3 protein-coding genes are annotated in these 2,896 nt (G+C 61.0%); 2 read left to right on the top strand and 1 reads right to left on the bottom strand.

Annotated features, from left to right (window positions below):
- Positions 1-1,410: 1,410 nt before the first annotated feature.
- Positions 1,411-1,905, bottom strand: coding sequence for an IS110 family transposase (locus tag ACFQX9_RS33300; protein WP_377791612.1), 495 nt, complete (start codon positions 1,903-1,905; stop codon positions 1,411-1,413).
- A gap of 118 nt (positions 1,906-2,023) precedes the next feature.
- Between ACFQX9_RS33300 and ACFQX9_RS33295 the strand changes: the two genes are divergently transcribed.
- Both ACFQX9_RS33295 and ACFQX9_RS33290 read left to right on the top strand, forming a co-directional pair.
- On the top strand, positions 2,024-2,473 hold the full coding sequence (locus ACFQX9_RS33295) for a hypothetical protein (RefSeq protein ID WP_377791611.1): 450 nt from the start codon (positions 2,024-2,026) through the stop codon (positions 2,471-2,473).
- An 84-nt stretch (positions 2,474-2,557) separates the two neighbouring features.
- Positions 2,558-2,896, top strand: a 339-nt coding sequence (locus ACFQX9_RS33290) for a transposase (RefSeq protein ID WP_377791610.1), incomplete at its 3' end; no start/stop codon positions are given.

Here is a 2,896-nt window from a genome sequence, read left to right as displayed (position 1 = left end):
ACAACCACGCCGCGACCGACGCGCAGAGACAAATTCCAAGATAAGGCAATGCAAGGCGCATCGGGCTTTCCCCTCCGAGACGCAATCAAATATGGACCATCATTATGTCATGCTTGGACGACGACTGCTAGGAATTGCAATCGTCGCTCCGCTAGATACCGAGCAATGGTGCCTCGGTTTAGTGTTGCGCTGGCTCGCTGGAGCGGGCGGAGCGGCCCCCGCCGTTACCTCCAAAGCCCCCTGAAGCCGGGGCCGTTCTCGTACTTGGCGAGATCGGCCTCACCCCGGCTTCCTACTCTTTGAACGGCGGTCGCTGCCCAAATTGCGTTCGCTGTCCCGCGGAGGCAGTAGGCTGGGGCCGCGTGGGTGTTTCCGCTCGTTTGCGTTTCGCACGCGACTTTATAGCCAATGCAGCGACGTACGCGGTCGCAAACAAGACTAGCCCAACCACGAGCTCAAGGATCAGAAGCTCCATGCCCACTGGTATGCAATGAAATCGTCAATGGTCTTTTAAGGAGAGCCGAAGGGCAGATCGACGCCCCCGGGGCAGCCAGATCACGGTTCGGTGAACGAAGTCATTTGCTGCCCTCCCGAAGTAGTCCGGAAATGGTCGGAGTTTAAATTCTGCTCGTTTCCGAGGAATGAGGGGATTTCAAATGATCGCGCTTCAGTTGATTGCAGTGGTGCTTGGCGCCGGCATTCTCTTTTCGCTGTTTTCGGGCGATTTTGGCGCCGACGTGGTTCTCGCCATCGTCGCTTGCCTCTCATAGCGAGAAGCCCCGCCGGCGCGAATTGGCGGGCCGTTCGTCGGCCCTTGATGAAGCGCTGGCTTAGGTTGGCTTGCCCTGCATAGAGGCTCCAGAAACAGGCCGGCTGCGATAATAGCGTGCAGGATTGGGCTGTGGCGGGAGCGATGATTCGATCTCCTCCGCTAAGTCCAGCTTTGAAGATCGATTCTTTCCGTCTCCTGCCGAAGAAATTAATCCTTGGTATCGCTACGCGGCCGCCCATGGCAACGCAGTGCTGATGTCTGCAGTGGGTCACAGGCTGCCCTTGGCACCTTGGTAGGCTCATCTCTGGGAAGCAGATGTCGCAGCTCGGCGGGCGAAGCTCAGCAACGGGCCATGTGTGGACGTATATGGACCCCGCCCGATTGCAACGACTGGCTTGATCAGGATCGACGGCCACAACTGCTGACGTATATCCGGCTTCTTGATGCGGCTGGACAACGTCTCCGCCGCGAGCCTCGATGGTTTTCGCCCGCTTCCACCTCAACGGCCCCGAGACATCGGCGCAAGCCGTGCCGGTCCACACATCAGGTTCGGGAAGCGACGGGGTGACCGTTTCGCCATCTCCTGCCATTTGTTGCAATTGCCGGTGAGACCTCCTTTCCTTGATTGCCGCTTCGCTTCAGGCCGCCTTCACCGAAAGCGCCGGCTCATAAGCCGCGCCGCCTGTGAGCATAGCCCACACGATCCGCGCGTTCTTGTTGGCAAGAGCCAGGGCCGCGACATTGGGATGGCGCCGTTGCCGCATCTTGCCGAGCCAGAGGCTTCGCGGATCCTGCTTGCCATTAGCACGGCTTAAAGCGGCGCGAGCTCCGTGAATCATCAGCGTCCGCAGGTATCGATCGCCCCGTTTGCTGATGCCGAACAAGCGGGCCCGCCCTCCACTGGATCGCTGCTTGGGTACCAGACCAAGCCAAGCCGCGAACTGTCGGCCGTTCTTGAAACAGCTTCTATCGCCCACGGCGGCGACCAAGGCTGTTGCTGTCACAGGTCCGACGCCTTCGATTTTGCCGAGCCGCTGGCACTGCTCACTCGTACGGAAGATTTCCCTTATCCGCCGGTCATAGGCTGCAATGCGGGTATCAAGCTCGGACAACTCCTCTTGCAGTTCCCTCATGAGCGCTCGGCCAGCGGCTGCTGGACAACACCTGCACGCAACGGACGGGACGCCATGAGGAAGACGGCTGCTGGCCCGCATTCGAGTAGTCCTCGGTGCGGCGAAAACTGGATGCTCCATGGCACCGAAGCACCACCCCACGCCCCTGTCCGGAGGAGACCGCAAGGCGCTCGCCAAGGAACTCGGCCGAGCCCGCGCCATGACGTCGATTCTGGCCGCGCAGTCGGCGGAAGCCCGGGCCAAGGGCGAGGCGCTGATCCGGACAGCGGACAAGCTGGCCTGCGAAAGCTGGAACGAACGTATTTGGGCCAATGGAGGTCCAATCGATCCATCTCCTACGATCGACCAGGCCATCGGCGGCGGTTACCGCTGGATCGAGATCGAGTGCTCACGCTGCAGGACCAAGCGGGACGTCGACATGGCCGCGCTGCGCCATCCGCCCACCACCTTCGTCCACGACCTCGCAAGCCGTCTCCGCTGCAGCAAGTGTGCTAAGGCCGGGCGGCGGCCGCCGGCCACGCTGCTGCAGCTGGCGCAGCGGGCCCGCCATCCTGATCCGGAGACCTGACCACCCGTGTGCTGGTGTGGACGGCCTCTCATCCCCACGGTTTGATGGCGCTCTCGGCGTCACAGAAAATGAGAGGAAAGTCTAATGAATATTCCCGTTCGTATCGGCATGGATACCTCGAAGTCGGTGTTCCAGCTTCACGGTGTTGATGAAAATGAGGTAGTGGTTGTCCGGCGCCAATTTCGGCGAGCTGAGATGATCCGCTACTTCGAGCGGCTTCCGCCGGTTCTAGTCGCCATAGAGTCTTGCGGCAGCTCGCACCATTGGGGGCGCCTGCTCCAATCTTTCGGGCACGAGGTAAAGCTGATCCCTCCTCAATACGTGAAGGCTTACGTGAAGCGCGGCAAGAACGACGCGGCCGACGCCGAGGCACTGTGCGAGGCGGTCACCCGGCCCAGCATGCGGTTCGTACCGGTGAAGTCT

This window comes from Bradyrhizobium sp. GCM10028915, from assembly GCF_042666195.1.
Classification (GTDB): domain Bacteria; phylum Pseudomonadota; class Alphaproteobacteria; order Rhizobiales; family Xanthobacteraceae; genus Bradyrhizobium; species Bradyrhizobium canariense_D.
Note: the sequence above shows the minus strand (reverse complement) of the source record. Positions and strands in the feature narration are given on the sequence as shown.

What these genes read in the sequence shown, in the direction of transcription:
- ACFQX9_RS33300 (WP_377791612.1), bottom strand. Translation starts at nt 1,905, where the DNA reads ATGAGGGAACTGCAAGAGGAGTTGTCCGAGCTTGATACCCGCATTGCA.
- ACFQX9_RS33295 (WP_377791611.1), top strand. Translation starts at nt 2,024, where the DNA reads ATGGCACCGAAGCACCACCCCACGCCCCTGTCCGGAGGAGACCGCAAG.